Source organism: Erythrobacter aurantius (assembly GCF_023823125.1).
GTDB classification, from domain to species: domain Bacteria; phylum Pseudomonadota; class Alphaproteobacteria; order Sphingomonadales; family Sphingomonadaceae; genus Erythrobacter; species Erythrobacter aurantius.
This window is the reverse complement of sequence record NZ_CP090949.1, coordinates 2,288,930-2,305,750: the sequence shown is the minus strand read 5'-3', so window position 1 is coordinate 2,305,750 and position 16,821 is coordinate 2,288,930. Positions and strand designations below refer to the sequence as shown.

The following is a 16,821-nucleotide window of genomic DNA, read 5'->3' as shown; positions in this document are numbered from 1 at the left end:
TCAGCAAGCCAACCCATGCCCAACAGCCCCGATCCCACGCCCTTGCCGCTGGACCACCTTGTCGAAAGGGCGGTTGCCAATGGCCATGGCGACGCACCGGCGCTGGTGCTGCGAAATCTGGTGCTTAACCACGATGGGTTAAGACAGCGTGTCGATTGGCTTGCGGGGTGGCTTGCGCGGGAAGTTGGGCAAAAGGGCCAGCGCGTCGCCTCTTGGGCTGCGAAGGGCGAGTTGACTTGCCTGCTGCCGCTGGCTGCGGCGCGGGCGGGATTGATCCATGTTCCGATCAACCCTTTGCTGAAGCATCATCAGGTCGCGCATATCCTCGGAGATAGCGGCGCGGTTATGCTGATTGGCACCGCCTCGCGGCTTAAATCGCTTGAAGCGGGTGATGTGCCAGACACATGCAGAGTGATCGAAGAGGCTGAGGCGCTGGAATTTGCCTATGATGCCGCACTCGCGCTTGGCCCGTCGATGGCCGATCCTGATGATCTGTGCGCTATCCTCTACACCAGCGGATCGACGGGCAAACCCAAGGGCGTGATGCTGAGCCACGCGAATCTGTGGCTGGGCGCGGTCAGCGTGGCGCATTACCTCAGGCTTCAGGCGGATGACGTGACGCTCGCGGTTCTGCCGCTGTCGTTCGATTACGGTCAGAACCAGCTGCTTTCGACCTGGTATGCAGGCGGCAGTGTGGTGCCGCTCGACTATCTTTTCCCGCGCGACGTCGCGAAGGCCTGTGCCGTGCACGGGATAACCACGCTCGCGGCGGTTCCGCCCTTGTGGGTGCAATTGACCGAAATCGACTGGCCAGCGGAAGCCATCGTCAGCATGCGCCGCCTGACCAACAGCGGCGGGGCATTGACCACCGAACTGGTCGGTGATCTCCGGGCACAGTTTCCGCAGGCAGACCTGTACCCGATGTACGGGCTGACAGAAGCTTTCCGTTCGACCTATCTCGATCCCGAAATGGTGGACCGGCATCCGACTTCGATGGGGCAGGCGATCCCCTTTGCCGAGATCCTTGTCGTGCGTGCTGACGGCTCGCCCGATGATCCTGAGGAGGATGGCGAACTCGTCCATTGCGGCCCGCTGGTGGCCAAGGGATACTGGCAGGACGCAAAGCGCACGGCAGAGCGGTTCAAACCTGCCCCGGAGCATTCGCGCTATGGGGGTACCGCGGTCTGGTCGGGCGACACGGTGAAGCGGGCGGCCGATGGCCTCCTCTATTTCGTCGGCCGGACGGATGCGATGATCAAGAGCGCGGGCAATCGTATCAGCCCGCAGGAGATCGAGGACGCCGCCGTGGCTAGCGATCTGGTGGCAGAGGCGGTCGCACTTGGCATTCCAGACAGTCGTCTGGGTCATGCCATCCATCTGATCGTGCGCGGGACGCAGGATCAGAGCGAACGCGACACTCTGGCAAAAATCCTTCAGAAGGAACTGCCCAATTTCATGCAGCCGCATGTGATCGAATGGCGCGATGCCATGCCTTTGAATGCCAATGGCAAGATTGACCGTGCGGCTTTGTATCGGGAACGGATCGGGGAGAAGCACGCATGAAGATCAAGCCGGTTGGCCCGATCCCTGCGGGTTATGATGTTCTGAATGGCGAGCTCGCGATTGGCGGGCAAACGGCCAGCGAACTGGTGCGCGCGGCGGGCAAGACGCCGCTGTTCGTCTATTCCCGCGCTCATATTGATCGCAGGATTGCAGAATTGCGCGCCGCGTTGCCCGCCCGCGTCGGGATCAATTACGCGGTAAAAGCCAATCCGCATCCGGATGTGATCGCCCACTTTGCCGGTCTGGTCGATGGCTTCGACATCGCTTCGTCTGGGGAACTGGCAAAGCTTCAAGCAGCAGGGATCGATCCCGCGCGCGTCAGCTTCGCCGGGCCGGGCAAGCGCGATGACGAGCTGGAAGCGGCAATCGCCGCCGGCGTGACGTTGAACTGCGAATCCGCGGGGGAAGCGGCAAGGGCGCTTTCGATCGGACAGCGGCTTGGCACACCTCCCCGCATCGCGATCCGGGTCAATCCCGATTTCGAGATCAAGGGATCGGGCATGAAGATGGGCGGCGGCGCCAAACAATTCGGCGTCGATCAGGAACTCGTCCCCGAACTCGCGCGCAAGGTGATCGACGAGGGCGCGGTTTGGCGCGGCCTGCACATCTTCACCGGTAGCCAGGCGTTGAGTGCGGATGCGATAATCGAGGCGCAGGGCAATGTTCTCAACCTTGCGGCGCAATTGACGCAGGAAATCGGCGTCCCCTTGCCGAAACTGAACATGGGTGGCGGTTTCGGAATACCCTATTTCCCCGGCGACGAAGCGCTCGACCTTGCACGTGTGGGGGAAGCCTTGCACGGCCTGATTGATGCCGCATCGCCTGTGCTGGCGGATGCCGAGTTGTGCATCGAGCTGGGCCGCTACCTGGTTGGAGAGGCAGGGGTTTATCTTTGCCGGGTAATTGATCGCAAGGTAAGCCATGGAGTGACCTTCCTCGTCACCGATGGCGGATTGCATCATCAATTGGCCGCTTCGGGCAATTTCGGCACGGTGGTTCGGCGCAATTATCCGGTTGCCATCGCCACCCGTTACGATGGCGAGGCCGACCAGGTGGTTAACGTCGTTGGCTGCCTTTGCACCCCGCTCGACAGGCTTGCGGATCAGGCGTGGATGCCGACCGCTGACGTGGGTGATATTGTCGCCGTGTTCTGCGCCGGAGCCTATGGCGCAACGGCCTCTCCCGCCGATTTTCTGGGGCACGGGGCTGCTGCGGAAGTGCTGGTTTAGAAGTCGCTAAACCGTTGTCCCATAACGGGATGGGACCGCAATTCGCCCTCTATCACTAACGTTATGTTCACCATTTTCAGCGAGAAAGTCCGGGTAATTCGCGGATCGTGGGTGTGCAGGTAGCTACTGCGCGCAAGCCCTTGGTCCGCATATTGGCCAAGGATAGGTATCGATGCCCAAGTTGCAACTGCGCGAACAGGATCTGAAAGTGATGAGCCGCCTTGTGGCCGCGCAGGCTCGGCTCGCGGATCGTATAGCCGCGGCTTAAGGCCGCCTTATCGCTCCAGCCCGTGGCCTAGCGCCATGTATTCATCGCTCTGCATTTCGTTGAGGCGGCTTGCCGTGCGTTCGAATTCGAAGGCACCGTCGCCTGATCGGTAGAGATCATCGGGCTTGGCAGCGGCAGTGGCGAACAGTTTGACCCGGCTTTCGTACAGCGCATCGATCAGCTTGGTGAAGCGGATCGCCTCATTGCGGTTTTCCGGCCCCATCCGCGGGATCCCGACGAGAATCACCGTGTGATAGGCCTGTGCAATCGCAAGATAGTCGGCCGCCCCGCGGTTCTCACCGCACAGCTTTTTGAAGCTGAACACCGCCACACCCTTCAGGCTCTTGGGTACATGGAGGCTGCGCCCGCCGCCCAGATCAAGCTCGGCGCTGGGGACATTGGCGGCATCCTCAGGCGCGAAATCGGTGAGTCGGAAGAATGCCTCGCGCACCTGGGCCGTTGCTTCATCGCCGATCGGTTCGTGCCACGTCGCAAGCCCGCCGATCCGTTCCAACCGGTAATCCGTCGGCCCGTTAAGCGAAAGCACGTCCAGCTTGCGTTCGACCAGATCGATGAAAGGCAGGAAGAGCGAGCGATTGAGCCCGTCCTTGTACAAATCGTGCGGAGGCCGGTTGGAGGTGGTGACGATGACCGTACGGCTCTCGATCAGCGCGGTGAAGAAGCGTCCCATGATCGCCGCATCGGCAGTGTTGGTGACGACCATTTCGTCAAATGCGAGGCATCGCAATTGCTCGCCCATGCGCAGTGCTACCGCGATCAACGGGTCCTTGAGGCCGGCCTTGCGCTGTTCAGCCACGAGCCGATCGACCTCCAGCATGAATTCGTGAAAGTGGACCCGCCGCTTTGCCGGGATGGCGAGCGTTTCGACAAACAGGTCCATCAGCATCGACTTGCCACGCCCGACCCCGCCCCACAGATAGACACCGCGCGGATCAGGCGGCGCGGCGCCCATGCCGGTCAGACGGGCGAACAATCCCTGCTTCGGCGGTCCTGCCTCCAGCTCCCGCTGAAGCTGGTCGAGCCGTTCTGCGGCCAGTCGCTGATCGGGATCGGCTCGTAATTCGCCATTGGCGATCAGCTGTTCGTATCGGGCTATCAGACCGGGCATCGCGAGCCGCCGTCACCCGCGCGGCAGCATCTTGCGCACGATGCCAGAGAAAGAGGCGACAACGTCTTCTTCCTGTTCCACCAGCCCGCGCACGAACACCAGCTTGCCGGTTTCCCGCACGATTTCGGTGACGGCATCCATCGGCCGGTCAGGATCGCCGCCGCCCACGAACTGGGTCGAAAGCTCCAGCGTCACCGAAGGACCGGCATTGCCCGAGCCTATGTTGTGCATTGTGGTGAACAGCGCGATGTCGATCAGCGAAAGTGTGACCGCACCGTGGATGATGCCTTGCAGGTTCTGGTGATGCCGCTGCGGGAACATCCGCAGGCGCGCTTTCCGGTCCGGGTCGACTCGGGTGATGAGCTTGCCCATCACCGCGCCGTTGAACAGGGTCTGATCCTTGAGATTCCAGTGTCGCCAGCCCGGATTTTCAGGGTCCGGGCCGTGCTCGAATACGTCGTCTTTCAGCGTCACCGGATCAGATCGCGCGCTCGGCCATCATCTTCTTGGTTTCGGCGATGGCCTTGGCCGGCGAAAGCCCCTTGGGGCAGACATTCGCGCAGTTCATGATGGTGTGGCAGCGATACAGGCGGAACGGGTCTTCCAGCGCATCCAGACGCTCACCCGTCATCTCGTCACGGCTGTCAGCCAGCCAGCGGTACGCCTGAAGCAGGATTGCCGGGCCGAGGAACTTGTCGCTGTTCCACCAGTACGACGGGCACGAAGTCGAGCAGCATGCGCACAGGATGCATTCGTATAGCCCGTCCAGCTTCTCGCGTTGTTCCGGGGTCTGCAGCCGCTCCTTGCCCGAAGGCGTGGTGCTGACGGTTTGCAGCCACGGACGGATCGAGGCGTATTGCGCGTAGAAATGGGTGAAGTCGGGTACCAGATCCTTGATCACGTCCATGTGGGGCAGGGGAGTGATCCGGATTTCGCCCTTGAGGTCTTCGATTGCGGTGGTGCAGGCGAGACCGTTCTTGCCGTTGAGGTTCATCGAGCACGACCCGCAAATCCCTTCGCGGCACGAACGGCGGAAGGTCAGCGTCGGGTCGATTTCGTTCTTGATCTTGAATAGCGCGTCCAGAACCATCGGGCCGCATTCATCAAGGTCGATTTCGAACTTGTCATAGCGCGGGTTCTGTCCGCTGTCGGGATCATAGCGATAGATCTTGAACGAGCGAACACGCTTGCCGCCGTTCGCCTTGTGCACCTTGCCGTCCTTGCGGATGGTCGAGTTCTTCGGAAGGGTGAAAGTCGCCATTGTTATCTGTGATCCCTGGTTGCCCCGCCTCTACTTAGCGCCTGTGCCGGGTGAGGCAAGCCGCCAGTGTTGCGAGGATTGTGAGGCGTTTTGCATGACATTCAATCGTTGCCCCGGGTGTGACACCGAAAGGGGTATTTTGGAAAATTGCGGAATCGCTGCAAGAATCTGATAATTAGCGAAAAAACAGAGAATATTCGAGTTGGCCTGTGAACTTTCGATCACGCGTCGTCTGATTGCCGCAGCGGGGCCGGTTTTCGGGAACTTCATGCGCATTCCTCCGCTGTAGAGCATATGGATAGAGTAGGAAATTGGCCCAATGCTTTCCCCCGCACCGCCGCAGTGTTCGGCAGCAGCGGCGGGATTGGTCTGGCCTTGTCAGAGGCGCTGGCGCAAGCCGGGTGCGAAACCGTTTACGCCGGCTCGCGGCAAGGGACTGCCCCGGCAGGCGGCCCTGTCAAACCCTTCGCATTCGACCTGAAGGATGAAAGCACCATCGCCGCAGCAGCATCGATGATGAAAGCCGATCCGCCCGAATGGGTGGTGATTGCCAGCGGCGTCCTGACCCTAGTCGACGGTAGTGGGCCAGAGCGGACTTACAAGCGGCTCGATCCCGCAGCGATGGCGGAAGTGTTCGCCATCAACACGATCGGCCCCGCACTGGTTGCCAAGCACATCCTGCCGCTGATGCCGCGCAATCGCCGTTTCGTTGTCGCGGCCCTGTCTGCGCGCGTGGGGTCGATTTCCGACAACGGCCTTGGCGGGTGGCATTCCTATCGCGCGTCGAAAGCCGCGCTCAACATGCTGATCCGCAATTTCGCGCTGGAGATGGGACGCACGCACAAGCATGGTGTGATCGTCGGCCTGCACCCGGGAACGGTGGACAGCCGCCTGTCGCAGCCATTCCAGTCGAACCTCCCCAACGGGCAGTTGACCGCGCCGGATGTGGCGGCGGCCAATCTGCTTGGCGTGCTGTCAGCACTTGGCCCCGAACAATCGGGCCGGGTGTTCGATTACAAAGGCGACGAAATCCCGGCCTGACGGCCTGAATTTAGCCCGCGATCAGGGCGTTGCGCCGCCAGCTTTCCGCCAGCAGCGTTTCCATCAGATCGGCATGGCTGAACCCGGCCTGCGCCGCCGCCTTTGCCATCACCTTTTCCGACCACAGATTGCAGTTCAGGTTGATCTCGATGAAGTTGATGTCGCCTGTCTTCAGATCGACGCGGAATTCGATCCGGCCGTAATCGAACGGCACGAATTCGCGGGCGACCTTCTTCGCCATTTCCTCGATCTTGGGCGCGAGCTCGGGGTGGTCGAAACGCTTGAGTGCTGCCTTTTCGGTGTTCGGCACCAGATCGCGCTTTTCGTAATAGGTCCAAAGCTTTTGCGTGTTTTCGCGCTCGTACCACAGCATCGGCAGAGCAGTCGGCTCACCGTGCAGGGTGATGAACGCGCATTGCACGTCGTAACCGTCCAGATACGGCTCGACGATGGCATCGTGGCCCTGTCCGTGGATGTCGGCGATGGCGTTGGTCACGCCGTTCCAGTCGAAGGCGTCGGAAATGCCCCAGCTGGCCGACGATGCATTGGGCTTGATCACCCAGCGGCCATCGGGTGAGGGCGGCAGGTCAGCTTCAAGCACAGGGGCGCCGCGGCGATAGCAGAACCACGCTGCGGTCGGCACGCCGGCATGGGTGCAAACCAGCTTGGACACGGATTTGTCATCGCCCAGACCGCGCAGGAATGGCATCGCGCCAAGGTACGGGATGCGGTGCATGTTGCACAGCACCGGGATCAGCATTTCACTGTTTACGAAACCGCCGCGGTTGAGCAGCGGGAACACGAAATCGACATCCGGGCGGGTGAACAGCACATCATAGCTGTTGGCGAACTGGATATTCAGGCCGAGGTTTTCGAGCGTCGTGCGCACTTCGTGATGATAGATCGCGTGGTTGCCATCCTCCGGATGCATCCCGCCGCCCCACAACGCGTGCTTTGCCATGAACAGCAGGCGCACGCGCTCCTTGTCTTCCTCAGGAATGCGCAGGGGTTCGATTGAAGTGGTCATATTATCCTGAAACCTCGAGATTGGAGCGTCGCGATTAACCGTTTCGCATGGCCGTTGCTAGCGAATTTGAGCAGGCAACGCGATTGGGAAACCGCTTGGCAAGCCGCAGGAATTGGGGAAAGTTGCGCGAAAGCGACAGGATGGGAAGCGCGCGATGGGGCTTGGCGCCTGGTATGATCGAAATGTGATGCCGCGACTGATCCGCTGTGCCTGTGGTACGGGTCAGGTGATGAAGCGGCGTTCCTACGTCGTGCCTAGGGCGCAAGGCGATGTATTCGAGCTGGGCTGTGGCGGCGGGATCAACCACCAGTTCTATGATGCAGCCTCGATCACATCCTATGCCGGGATCGACCCGCACGAAGGCTTGCTGGATGCGGCACGGGCTGCTGCGCGGGACAAAGGCTGGCCGGCAACGCTCAAACAGGGTGTGGGGGAGGATATTCCCTTTCCCGACCGGTCTTTCGACACGGTGGTTTGCACCTTTACCCTTTGCTCGGTCGAGGATCAGGGGCAGGTCCTGTCGGAGATGCTGCGCATACTGCGGCCCGGCGGGCAGGCGCTGTTCCTTGAACATGGCCGTGCGCCCGATGCCGATGTCGCCCGCTGGCAGGACCGGATCGAGCCGGTGTGGAAGCGGCTTGCGGGGGGATGCCACCTGACCCGTCCGATCGGCTCTGCCTTTCGCGGAGCCGGTTTCGAAGTCGAGCCATTGGGGCAGGGCTACATGCCCAAGGCGCCGCGTTTTGCGATGTGGAACGAATGGGGCGTGGCGAGGAAGCCGGGGATCTGACCCAGCGGCTAGGGCGGTAACAAGAAAGGCCGGGAACGCTTTGTTCCCGGCCTTTCTGTTGTCTGATCAATCAGCGATCACTCGCCAAAGGTGCGTTGCCACCAGCCGCCGCGCTTCTTGCCTTCGGCAGCGGTATCGCCGCCGGTTGCCTCGGATGCTTCCTCGGCGGGGGCAGGGGCTGCTTCTGCCTTGGGCTGGGCGTCAGCCTCTTCCGCCGCAGGAGCTTCTTCCTCGACCTTTTTCTTGCGCGGTGCGCGCTTGCGCTTGGGCTTCTCGGCCGGAGCTTCCTCGTCCGCAGCGGGAGCCGTATCGGGGGCTTCCTCGGCGGGAGCAGCTTCGCTCACGCTTTCGACCTCGTCGGTCTTTTTCTTGCGCGGTGCGCGCTTGCGCTTGGGCTTTTCAACCGGAGCTTCCTCGGCGGGTGCTTCCTCCGCCGAAGCATCGGCTGCCTCTGCGGGTGCCTCCTCGGCAGGTGCTTCCTCGCTTGCGGCTTCGCTATTGTCTTCCGACTGCTCTTCCGAACCGGCTTCGCCTTCGCCCTGCTTGCGGCGACGGCCACGACCGCCACGGCGGCGGCGACGCTTGGGCTTCTCTTCGCCGTCTTCGCCGTTCGCGCGTGCGTCGGCGGCGTTTTCATCCTCGTCGGATGCTCCCTCGGAGTCATCTTCAGAAGCCTCGGAATCGCCGTTTTCGCTGCCTTCATCGCCTTCGCGGCGCTTGTTGCGGCCTCGGCCGCCGCGACGACGGCGACGCTTCTTCTTGCGCGGCTGATCGTCGTCTTCTTCGGCGTAATCCTCTTCTGCCTCTTCCTCGATTTCCTCGTCGTCATCATCGTCATCGACGATCGGATCGAACTTGGGGGCCTGAGCCGGGCGCGGGCCGTGGCTCGACACGTTCATCTTCGCGCCTTCGTCCTCGCCCTCGGGCTTGACCTCGACGGTGACGCCGTAACGGGTCTCGATCTCGACGAGCTCGTGACGCTTTTCGTTGAGCAGGTAGATCGCCGCTTCGGTGCTGGCGCCCAGCTTGATGATCGTTCCCTTGCCCTTGGCAGCTTCGTCCTCGATCAGGCGCAGCGCGGAAAGACCGGCGGACGAAGCGGTGCGGACAAGGCCCGAACCGTCGCAATGCGGACATTCACGCGTGGTCGCCTCAAGCACGCCGGTGCGCAGGCGCTGGCGGCTCATTTCCATCAGGCCAAAGCCGGAAATGCGCCCGACTTGGATGCGCGCGCGATCGTTCTTGAGCGCTTCCTTCATCGCCTTTTCGACTTTGCGGATGTTGGAATTGTATTCCATGTCGATGAAGTCGATCACGACCAGTCCGGCCATGTCACGCAGACGCAGCTGCCGGGCGATTTCCTTGGCCGCTTCAAGGTTGGTGTGAAGCGCGGTCGCCTCGATCCCGTGTTCCTTGGTCGACCTGCCCGAGTTGATGTCGATCGACACCAGCGCCTCTGTCGGGTTGATGATGAGGTAGCCGCCCGATTTGAGCTGCACCATCGGATCATACATCGCCCGCAACTGGTCTTCCGCGCCATAGCGCTGGAACAGCGGCACCGGATCGGAATAGGCTTTCACCCGGCGCGCGTGGCTGGGCATCAGCATTTTCATGAAGGCCTTGGCCGATTTGTAGCCTTCCTCGCCCTCGACAACGACTTCCTCGATCTCGCGATTGTAGATGTCGCGGATCGCGCGCTTGATCAGATCGCTGTCGGAATGGATCAGCGCCGGCGCGGTGGAGGCGAGGGTGGTGGTGCGGATTTCGTCCCAAAGCCGTGCCAGATAGTCGAAATCGCGCTTGATCTCGGTCTTGGTGCGCTGAAGCCCGGCGGTGCGCACGATCAGGCCCATCGATTTGGGCAGCTTAAGGTCGGAGACGATCTGCTTCAACCGCTTGCGATCACCGGTTGAGCTGATCTTGCGGCTGATCCCGCCGCCGTGGCTGCTGTTGGGCATCAGCACGGTGTAGCGGCCTGCGAGGCTGAGATAGGTCGTCAGCGCAGCGCCCTTGTTGCCGCGCTCTTCCTTCACGACCTGGACGAGCAGGACCTGACGCCGCTGGATAACGTCCTGGATCTTGTAACGGCGGCGCAGAGCCATACGCTTGGCGCGCACTTCGTCGACTTCCTTGGCGCGGCTGCGGCCCTTGCCATTGCCCTTGTCGCCCTTGCCCTGACGGCGGCGCCCCCGGCCACGACGGCCCCGGCGCGAGCGGCCTTCATCGCCTTCCTCCCCGCCTTCTTCGCCTTCTTCGGCGTCATCGTCTTCGTCGCCATCATCATCGTCGTCGTCAGATTCGCCGTCTTCGATGGTGGAAACCTGATCCTTGTCCGAAGTGTCGATTTCTTCGAGGCCGTCTTCGGCCAGATCTTCGGCCAGAGCTTCTGCGCTTTCGTCCTCGGCGTCATATTCGTCGCCGGGGGCAATGCCCTCTTCCTCTTCCTCGGCGCGCAGGCGCGCTTCTTCCTCGGCTGCCTCGGCTTCTTCAGCCAGCAGCCTTTCGCGGTCAGCCTGCGGGATCTGGTAATAATCGGGGTGGATTTCGCTGAAGGCGAGGAACCCGTGGCGATTGCCGCCAAAGTCGACAAACGCCGCCTGAAGCGACGGTTCGACCCGTGTTACCTTTGCTAGATAGATATTGCCTTTGATCTGCTTGTGTTCAGCAGATTCGAAATCGAATTCCTCAATCCGGTTGCCTTTGAGCACCGCCACCCGGGTCTCTTCCGAGTGGCGCGCATCGATAAGCATGCGCGTTGCCATGTGGTAATCTCCAGACGCCTCTTCCTGACGCCGACGTGCGGCGGGATGGGCGTGTCATTTGTGGGTAATCGGGCCGCCTTTGCGCGAATGCGATGGTTGGCCCGTTAGTGGTGACTGCGCGATCCCCGGCTGCCGGGAAGGGCGCAATGATCGTGTCTGCTGCGACGAGATTGCGGAATGTGTCCGCGCTGCGACTCGCAATTTCGCCCGCGCCGGAAAGGCGGCGGGTGTTTCCTTGCGAGGAGAAGCGTCTCGTCACTGCATCAACCTGTTGTGTGGCGCTGGCGATCACCCGAACGGGATGTGCCTGCCTTGCGAATGAAAACGCGGGAAAGCCGCAAGTGTTGCAGCGCGCCCCGTTTCATTTGCGATGGCTAGCACCGTGGGTTACGCGCCGCAACTCTATTGCGCTTCTACAGCGCAACATTCTAAGCAATCGTAATCATGAGTGTGCGCACTCTCTTTTTGCTGATCCTTGCCGTTCCCGCCTTTGTCTTAGGCGGTGCGATGGCAACGGGCATCGCCATTCCCGTACCCGAATGGGGGCGCGATTACGTATTGCGTTTCCTGCTCGATCCCGAAGTCGAGCCGCTGGACCTGCCCGAAATCCTTGGCCCCGATGATCCGACACGCCCCTTGGTTGTGATCGACGCAGGGCATGGCGGACGCGATCCCGGCTCGATAGGGCGATCGGCCAATGGCTCCCAGGTGATGGAGAAAGAGATCGTTCTCGCGCTCGCGCTCAAGCTGCGCGACGAATTGCTGGAGGCAGGCGGCATCAGGGTGGCGATGACCCGCGACGATGATCGTATCATCGCGCTCGCCAACCGTCCCGAAATCGCGCGCCAGCTCGGTGCTGACCTGTTTCTTTCAATTCATGCCGATTCCGCCGGGGATCGCAGCGATGTCGCTGGGGCAAGCGTTTACACCCTTTCCAACGAGGCATCGAGCGAAGCCGCCGCCCGCTTTGCCGAGCGGGAGAACGCCGCAGACCGGCTCAATGGCGTCGCCATCGAAGGGCAAAGCGAACAGGTGAGCGCGATCCTTGTCGAACTGTCGCAGCAGCGCACGCAGGATGACGCGGTCGCATTCGCTTCGCTGATCACGCGCGAGGGCGAAGGACGGATCGCTTTCCATCCGCAACCGCGCCGTTCGGCGGCGCTGGCGGTGTTGCGCGCGCCTGACGTGCCCGGCGTGCTGTTCGAAAGCGGGTTCGTCACGAATGCGGCAGATCGCACCCGGCTGATGACAGAGGAAGGGCGCGCCGAATATGCCGATGTTCTGGCACGGGCGATCCGGGTCTATTTTGCGCGCCGCGCCGAACCGTGACTTGGGCAGGCCCAAGCCGCTAGCAATCCCGGTAAAACCAAGATAGATCGCGTCGCTCAATGACCGAGACCAGCACCGCCCCCTTTGTCGATTATTTCCGCTTTCGCCTGTCGCGCGATACCGCGATGGCGGTCGCGTGGTTTGGCGAGAAATGGCGTTCCAGCCTGCTGTTCAAACTGGCTACTTTCGCCTTTGCCGGATTGATCGTGGTCTGGGTGGCCGTCTGGATGTTCCTTGCCAGTGACCTGCCCGAAGCGGAAAGCCTTGCCGATTACCAGACCCCGCTGCCTACCGTTGTTCGCGGGATCGATGGCGAGATCGTCCATTCTTACGCGCGCGAACGCCGCGTGCAGTTGCAATATGCCGATTTCCCCGAGCAATTGATCGAGGCCTATCTTTCGGCAGAGGACAAGACGTTCTTCAGCCACGGCGGCGTCGATTACACCGGTACTGCCAATGCCGTGTTCGATTACGCCATAAAATTCGGCTCGGGTGAACGCGCTGTCGGCGGTTCGACCATCACGCAGCAGCTCGCCAAGATCCTGCTGCTGGGCGATGAATATTCGGTCACGCGCAAGCTCAAGGAGATGATCCTTGCCAGCCGCATCGAAGGCGTGTTGAGCAAGGAGGAAATCCTCGAACTCTACCTCAATGAAATCCCGCTGGGGCGTCGGTCGTTCGGCGTCCAGGCAGCATCGCGCGCCTATTTCGACAAGGACGTGGGCGATCTGGAACTGCATGAGGCTGCGTTCCTTGCGATCCTGCCCAAGGCACCTGAACGCTATGGTCGGCGCGGTCAGGAACAGGCCGCGATGCAGCGGCGCGACTTCGTGCTGCAGCAAATGGAAGAAAACGGTTTCATCACCGAGGCCGAACGCGCGGCAGCCGCTGCCAAGCCCTTGGGGCTCAAGAATCAGCGTGCCGAGACGAGCGCGGATGCGGGTTATTTCCTTGAAGAAGTGCGGCGACAGTTGATCGCCCAGTTTGGCGAGACGGCGGAGGACGGCGAAAACAGCGTCTACGCCGGTGGCCTTTGGGTGCGGACCTCGCTTGATGTGGAAATGCAGGAAGCCGCGCGGGATTCGCTGCGCCGAGGCTTGCTGCGCTATCACGGCGGACGCGCATGGGCAGGGCCGATCGCAACGATCGACGTGAGCGAAGGCAATTGGGCAGGACAGCTAGCCAGTTCATACCTTTCGATCAATTATGAGGACTGGCGCGTCGGAGTGGTGACGCAGCGAGCCGGTGCATCGGCGACTATCGGCTTTTCCGACGGTTCGGAAGCACCGCTGACCAACCTTCCCAATGCGCTCAAGGCGGGCGATGTCATTGCCGTCTCGCCGCAGGGCAATGGTTTCCGCGTCCGCACCATTCCAGAGGCGCAAGGCGGCTTGGTGGTGCAGCAGGCGCAAACCGGCCGGGTCATAGCGATGCAAGGCGGGTTCGATCACCGCCTTTCGGACTTCAACCGCGCGACGCAGGCCAATCGCCAGCCGGGCTCGACGATCAAGCCGTTTGTCTATTCCACCGGGCTGGACAACGGCATGACCCCCTCGACCGAGATCGATAACACCCAGTTCTGCTATTATCAGGGCCGCCAGCTTGGCCAGAAATGCATCCGCGGCGGGCGCGCCGGGCAGTTCCCGATGCGCTACGGGCTGGAGCAGTCGCAGAACATCATGACCGTCCAGATCGGTATGCAGGCGGGCATGGAAAACGTTGTCGACACGATCGAGAAGCTGGGCATCAGTGAAGACCCCGATCCGTATGCCGCGACCGCGCTGGGTTCCGAGGAAACGACCGTTTCCAAGATGGTCGCCGCCTATGCCGCGCTGGCCAATCACGGGCGGCTGAACCAGCCGACGGTGATCGATTACGTCCAGGATCGCAGCGGCAAGGTGATCTGGCGGGCGGATGAACGCGCCTGCAACGGCTGCAACATGGCCGAATATGATGGCAGCGCCATGCCGCGTTTCGGCCTGAAGGGCGAACAGGCGATGGACCCGCGCACCGCGTTCCAGGTGATGCACATGCTCGAAGGCGTGGTGACGCGCGGCACGGCGACGGTGCTGAACGATCTTGGCCTGCCGCTGTTCGGCAAGACCGGGACAACCAGCGGGCCCAAGGACGTGTGGTTCGTGGGCGGGACGCAGCAACTGGTCGCCGGCGCTTATGTCGGGTTTGATACGCCGCGCAACATGGGCGGCTATGCCTATGGCGGCACAATCGTTGCACCGATCATCAAGGAACTGATCCAGAATTCGCGCGATCACTGGTCCGATCTGCCCGCTGTCGCGCCGGACGGCATCCGCATGGTCCGCGTCGACCGTCGCACCGGCAAAAGGGTGCTGGATGGCTGGCCGACAGGCGATCCTCGCGGTGACGTCATCTGGGAAGCGTTCAAGCCGGATACCGAACCGGATCGTGCCACGCGTCAGGATGAAATCGCCGCCAAGCGTGACGAGATCCTCAACCTGATCCGCGCCTCGCGCCGCGCGGCCGGAGACGATGACCAGGGCAATGACGGCGAACCAAGCGACTTTGTCGAGGAGCAGGGCGGCATCTACTGATTGCCGCCAGCTTCGAAATTTCCCGGAAACCGCAAGCGTGCTCATAGGTTGTGATGGCATGAAGAACCGCATCCGCATCATCGCCGCTGCCATGGTCGCAGCATTCGCCTTCACCGCCCCTGCTTCGGCCGAGCTTCCGGTTGGGGCGGACGCACCGAGCTTTTCGACGAATGCCGCGCTGGCGGGTAAGGAATTCGGCTTCTCGTTGCAGGCGGCGCTGCGGCGTGGGCCGGTGGTGCTGTATTTCTACCCCAAGGCCTTCACCCAAGGGTGCACGCTGGAGGCCAACGCCTTCGCCGAAGCCATGCCCGAATTTCGCGCCGCCGGGGCCAGCGTGATCGGAATGTCGAATGACGATATCGAAACGCTCAAGCGTTTCAGCCGTGAGGAATGCCGCGATGCCTTCCCCGTCGGCGTGGCCAGCCAACGGCTGATTTCGGCCTATGACGTGGCGCTCGGCGATTCGGGTCTTTCCAGCCGCACCTCCTACGTCATCGCGCCGAATGGGCAGATCACTTTCGTGCATTCCAACAGCGATTACCGCGGCCATGTGCAACGCACCCTTGCGGCGGTTCGCGCGCTCTCCAAATAGCCTGCAAGACTGATTGCGATCGCGCGGAGCCTTCCCGCATCGCTTTACAAACGCTCGCCCTGCGCTAAGCGGGGCGGCCAACTTTGCCATTGAGGATTTCCTATGCGGGCCGAGGCCCAGGCACATATCGACCGGATCCAGGCAGCTCTTGGTCTGGTGCGGCAATCGCTTAATTGGGAGCGCGCACTGCGTCGGCTCGACGAACTGAATGCGCGTGTCCAGGATCCGACGCTGTGGGACAATCCCAAGGAAGCGCAGGCGGTCAGCCGTGAACAGAAGACGCTCGAGACCGCGGTCAACACCGTGAACGAGATTTCCGCCGAAATGGCCGATGCCATCGAATTCATCGAGATGGGAGAAGCCGAGGGCGAGGAAAGCATCGTCAATGATGGGCTTGCCAGCCTTGCCCGCCTTGCCGAACGCGCCGATGCCGACAAGGTGCAGGCACTGCTTTCGGGCGAAGCGGACAGCAACGATACCTATCTCGAAATCCACGCAGGCGCGGGCGGCACGGAATCGCAGGACTGGGCCGAAATGCTGCTGCGCATGTATGCGCGTTGGGCCGAACGCCGCGGCTTCAAGGTCGAGACGGTGGAGTATCAGGCGGGCGATCAGGCCGGGATCAAGTCGGCAACTCTGCTGATCAAGGGCGAAAACGCCTATGGCTATGCCAAGACCGAAAGCGGCGTGCACCGGCTTGTCCGGATCAGCCCCTATGACAGCGCGGCCAAGCGCCACACATCGTTTTCGAGCGTGTGGGTCTATCCGGTGATCGACGACGATATCGATATTGAAATCAATCCGGCCGACCTGAAGATCGACACCTATCGAGCGTCGGGTGCGGGCGGTCAGCACGTCAACACCACCGACTCCGCCGTTCGCATCACCCACCAGCCGACGGGTATCGTCGTTGCCAGCCAGAACGATCGCAGCCAGCACAAGAACCGCGCCACCGCGATGAACATGCTGAAAGCGCGCCTGTTCGAACGCGAAATGGCGATGCGTGAAGCGGCGGCATCGGGCGAGTATCAGGAAAAGAGCGAGATCGGGTGGGGCCACCAGATCCGTTCCTACGTTCTGCAACCGTACCAGATGGTGAAGGACCTGCGCACCGGCGTTACCTCCAGCTCGCCCGATCGCGTGCTGGATGGCGATATCGACCAGTATATCTCGGCAGCGCTGGCGCAGCGCGTGACGGGCGAAAAGGTCGAGATCGAAGACGTCGAATAGTCCTCTTTAAGGACCGGTTGCCGGACGAAA

Annotated in this window: 14 protein-coding genes; 8 read left to right on the top strand and 6 right to left on the bottom strand. The window is 61.8% G+C overall.

Annotated elements, in window-relative coordinates; all coding sequences use genetic code 11:
* Window positions 1–15 precede the first annotated feature (15 nt).
* Together L1K66_RS11015 and L1K66_RS11010 are read left to right on the top strand one after the other, a co-directional pair.
* Complete coding sequence (locus L1K66_RS11015) at window positions 16–1,563, top strand: acyl-CoA ligase (AMP-forming), exosortase A system-associated (protein ID WP_252257929.1); 1,548 nt, start codon at window positions 16–18, stop codon at window positions 1,561–1,563.
* Complete coding sequence (locus L1K66_RS11010; protein ID WP_252257928.1) at window positions 1,560–2,792, top strand: pyridoxal-dependent decarboxylase, exosortase A system-associated; 1,233 nt, start codon at window positions 1,560–1,562, stop codon at window positions 2,790–2,792. Before L1K66_RS11015 ends, L1K66_RS11010 begins: the two co-directional genes overlap by 4 nt.
* A gap of 275 nt (window positions 2,793–3,067) precedes the next feature.
* Here L1K66_RS11010 and zapE read toward each other — a convergent pair whose 3' ends face one another.
* From zapE to L1K66_RS10990, 4 genes are read right to left on the bottom strand one after another with little or no spacing between them, the layout of a single operon-like run.
* Window positions 3,068–4,189: a cell division protein ZapE gene (gene zapE, locus L1K66_RS11005; RefSeq protein WP_252257927.1), complete on the bottom strand. Its 1,122-nt coding sequence runs from the start codon at window positions 4,187–4,189 to the stop codon at window positions 3,068–3,070.
* 12 nt (window positions 4,190–4,201) lie between these two features.
* Window positions 4,202–4,663 (bottom strand): PaaI family thioesterase, encoded by a 462-nt coding sequence (locus tag L1K66_RS11000; protein ID WP_252257926.1) that lies wholly within the window; start codon window positions 4,661–4,663, stop codon window positions 4,202–4,204.
* Between the two features lie 4 nt (window positions 4,664–4,667).
* Entirely contained in the window at window positions 4,668–5,450 is a 783-nt protein-coding gene (locus tag L1K66_RS10995) for a succinate dehydrogenase iron-sulfur subunit (RefSeq protein ID WP_034954191.1), read from the bottom strand.
* 30 nt (window positions 5,451–5,480) lie between these two features.
* On the bottom strand, window positions 5,481–5,720 hold the full coding sequence (locus L1K66_RS10990; protein WP_252257925.1) for a hypothetical protein: 240 nt from the start codon (window positions 5,718–5,720) through the stop codon (window positions 5,481–5,483).
* A 24-nt stretch (window positions 5,721–5,744) separates the two neighbouring features.
* Here L1K66_RS10990 and L1K66_RS10985 point away from each other — a divergent pair, with 24 nt between their 5' ends.
* Window positions 5,745–6,491 carry an SDR family NAD(P)-dependent oxidoreductase gene (locus L1K66_RS10985; protein WP_252257924.1) on the top strand — a complete coding sequence of 249 codons (747 nt, stop codon included), beginning with the start codon at window positions 5,745–5,747 and terminating at the stop codon, window positions 6,489–6,491.
* A 10-nt stretch (window positions 6,492–6,501) separates the two neighbouring features.
* Here the strand turns inward: L1K66_RS10985 and L1K66_RS10980 are convergent, their stop codons facing one another.
* Window positions 6,502–7,518 carry a D-alanine--D-alanine ligase family protein gene (locus tag L1K66_RS10980; RefSeq protein ID WP_252257923.1) on the bottom strand — a complete coding sequence of 339 codons (1,017 nt, stop codon included), beginning with the start codon at window positions 7,516–7,518 and terminating at the stop codon, window positions 6,502–6,504.
* A 187-nt stretch (window positions 7,519–7,705) separates the two neighbouring features.
* Here L1K66_RS10980 and L1K66_RS10975 point away from each other — a divergent pair, with 187 nt between their 5' ends.
* On the top strand, window positions 7,706–8,308 hold the full coding sequence (locus tag L1K66_RS10975) for a class I SAM-dependent methyltransferase (RefSeq protein WP_252257922.1): 603 nt from the start codon (window positions 7,706–7,708) through the stop codon (window positions 8,306–8,308).
* Between the two features lie 77 nt (window positions 8,309–8,385).
* On the opposite strand, the gene L1K66_RS10970 is transcribed toward L1K66_RS10975, so the two are convergent.
* Window positions 8,386–11,070, bottom strand: a complete 2,685-nt coding sequence (locus L1K66_RS10970; RefSeq protein ID WP_252257921.1) for an Rne/Rng family ribonuclease — start codon at window positions 11,068–11,070, stop codon at window positions 8,386–8,388.
* Between the two features lie 444 nt (window positions 11,071–11,514).
* Between L1K66_RS10970 and L1K66_RS10965 the strand changes: the two genes are divergently transcribed.
* The 4 genes from L1K66_RS10965 (at window position 11,515) to prfB (ending at window position 16,791) form a co-directional block, all read left to right on the top strand.
* The gene (locus tag L1K66_RS10965; protein WP_252257920.1) at window positions 11,515–12,399 is read left to right on the top strand and encodes an N-acetylmuramoyl-L-alanine amidase family protein; all 885 of its coding nucleotides are present in this window, start codon (window positions 11,515–11,517) and stop codon (window positions 12,397–12,399) included.
* Window positions 12,400–12,458: 59 nt separating this feature from the next.
* Window positions 12,459–14,969, top strand: a complete 2,511-nt coding sequence (locus L1K66_RS10960; RefSeq protein WP_252257919.1) for a penicillin-binding protein 1A — start codon at window positions 12,459–12,461, stop codon at window positions 14,967–14,969.
* Window positions 14,970–15,027: 58 nt separating this feature from the next.
* Window positions 15,028–15,561, top strand: coding sequence for a peroxiredoxin (locus tag L1K66_RS10955; protein ID WP_252257918.1), 534 nt, complete (start codon window positions 15,028–15,030; stop codon window positions 15,559–15,561).
* A gap of 102 nt (window positions 15,562–15,663) precedes the next feature.
* The gene (gene prfB / locus L1K66_RS10950; RefSeq protein ID WP_252257917.1) at window positions 15,664–16,791 is read left to right on the top strand and encodes a peptide chain release factor 2; all 1,128 of its coding nucleotides are present in this window, start codon (window positions 15,664–15,666) and stop codon (window positions 16,789–16,791) included.
* The last annotated feature ends 30 nt before the right edge of the window (window positions 16,792–16,821 follow it).

What these genes read in the sequence shown, in the direction of transcription:
- L1K66_RS11015 (WP_252257929.1), top strand. Translation starts at nt 16, where the DNA reads ATGCCCAACAGCCCCGATCCCACGCCCTTGCCGCTGGACCACCTTGTC.
- L1K66_RS11010 (WP_252257928.1), top strand. Translation starts at nt 1,560, where the DNA reads ATGAAGATCAAGCCGGTTGGCCCGATCCCTGCGGGTTATGATGTTCTG.
- zapE (WP_252257927.1), bottom strand. Translation starts at nt 4,189, where the DNA reads ATGCCCGGTCTGATAGCCCGATACGAACAGCTGATCGCCAATGGCGAA.
- L1K66_RS10995 (WP_034954191.1), bottom strand. Translation starts at nt 5,450, where the DNA reads ATGGCGACTTTCACCCTTCCGAAGAACTCGACCATCCGCAAGGACGGC.
- L1K66_RS10990 (WP_252257925.1), bottom strand. Translation starts at nt 5,720, where the DNA reads ATGAAGTTCCCGAAAACCGGCCCCGCTGCGGCAATCAGACGACGCGTG.
- L1K66_RS10985 (WP_252257924.1), top strand. Translation starts at nt 5,745, where the DNA reads ATGGATAGAGTAGGAAATTGGCCCAATGCTTTCCCCCGCACCGCCGCA.
- L1K66_RS10980 (WP_252257923.1), bottom strand. Translation starts at nt 7,518, where the DNA reads ATGACCACTTCAATCGAACCCCTGCGCATTCCTGAGGAAGACAAGGAG.
- L1K66_RS10975 (WP_252257922.1), top strand. Translation starts at nt 7,706, where the DNA reads ATGCCGCGACTGATCCGCTGTGCCTGTGGTACGGGTCAGGTGATGAAG.
- L1K66_RS10970 (WP_252257921.1), bottom strand. Translation starts at nt 11,070, where the DNA reads ATGGCAACGCGCATGCTTATCGATGCGCGCCACTCGGAAGAGACCCGG.
- L1K66_RS10965 (WP_252257920.1), top strand. Translation starts at nt 11,515, where the DNA reads ATGAGTGTGCGCACTCTCTTTTTGCTGATCCTTGCCGTTCCCGCCTTT.
- L1K66_RS10960 (WP_252257919.1), top strand. Translation starts at nt 12,459, where the DNA reads ATGACCGAGACCAGCACCGCCCCCTTTGTCGATTATTTCCGCTTTCGC.
- L1K66_RS10955 (WP_252257918.1), top strand. Translation starts at nt 15,028, where the DNA reads ATGAAGAACCGCATCCGCATCATCGCCGCTGCCATGGTCGCAGCATTC.
- prfB (WP_252257917.1), top strand. Translation starts at nt 15,664, where the DNA reads ATGCGGGCCGAGGCCCAGGCACATATCGACCGGATCCAGGCAGCTCTT.